The sequence below is a fragment of the Streptomyces sp. NPDC127092 genome (assembly GCF_042722475.1).
Classification (GTDB): domain Bacteria; phylum Actinomycetota; class Actinomycetes; order Streptomycetales; family Streptomycetaceae; genus Streptomyces.
Genome location: NZ_JBHXFE010000194.1, coordinates 836 through 1,577 on the forward strand (window position 1 = coordinate 836; position 742 = coordinate 1,577).

Genomic DNA, 742 nt, shown 5'->3' on the forward strand with positions numbered 1-742 from the left:
GACCGGCTGAGCGTCGACATCACGATCGATGCGGCGCGCTGCGATCCCCACGCCCTCGCGGAAGCGAAGAAACCCTTCGTCTTTCCGCTGTGGATCGCCGTCGGCTCCTCGGCACCGGAATACTCGCGCATCCCGGTGTCCGAGGAGAACCGGCGAATCCTGACGAACTATCTGACCGTCACCTGCGGCGCGCGCAGGTGACGGTGGATCAGGAACCGATGAGGCGCTGCGCCAGGTAGCCCTCGACCTGGTCGAGCGCGACCCGCTCCTGAGCCATGGAGTCACGCTCACGGACGGTCACAGCGTGGTCCTCGAGGGTGTCGAAGTCGACGGTGATGCAGAACGGGGTGCCGATCTCGTCCTGGCGGCGGTAGCGACGGCCGATCGCGCCGGAGTCGTCCGTCTCGATGTTCCAGAGGGTGCGCAGCTCGGCGGCCAGGGACTGGGTGGCCGGCTGCAGCTCGGGCTTCTTCGACAGCGGGAGCACGGCGGCCTTGACCGGGGCCAGGCGCGGGTCCAGCTTGAGCACGGTGCGCACGTCCACGCCGCCCTTGGCGTTCGGGGCCTCGTCCTCGGCGTAGGCGTCCACGAGGAACGCCATCATGGCGCGGGTCAGGCCGAAGGACGGCTCGATCACGTACGGGGTGTAGTGCTCGTTGTTGGCCTGGTCGAAGTACTGCATCTTGGTGCCCGAGTGCTCGGTGTGCCGCCCGAGGTCGTAGTCGGTGCGGTTCGCGATGCA

At 67.9% G+C, this 742-nt stretch carries 2 protein-coding genes; one reads left to right on the forward strand and one right to left on the reverse strand.

The window, feature by feature from the left end; translation table 11 throughout:
• On the forward strand, window positions 1-201 hold a 201-nt coding region (locus tag ACFWJO_RS38760; RefSeq protein ID WP_386872913.1), incomplete at its 5' end, for a hypothetical protein.
• A gap of 7 nt (window positions 202-208) precedes the next feature.
• Here the strand turns inward: ACFWJO_RS38760 and ACFWJO_RS38765 are convergent.
• The coding region (locus ACFWJO_RS38765) for a His/Gly/Thr/Pro-type tRNA ligase C-terminal domain-containing protein (protein ID WP_386872915.1) at window positions 209-742 on the reverse strand (534 nt) is incomplete at its 5' end.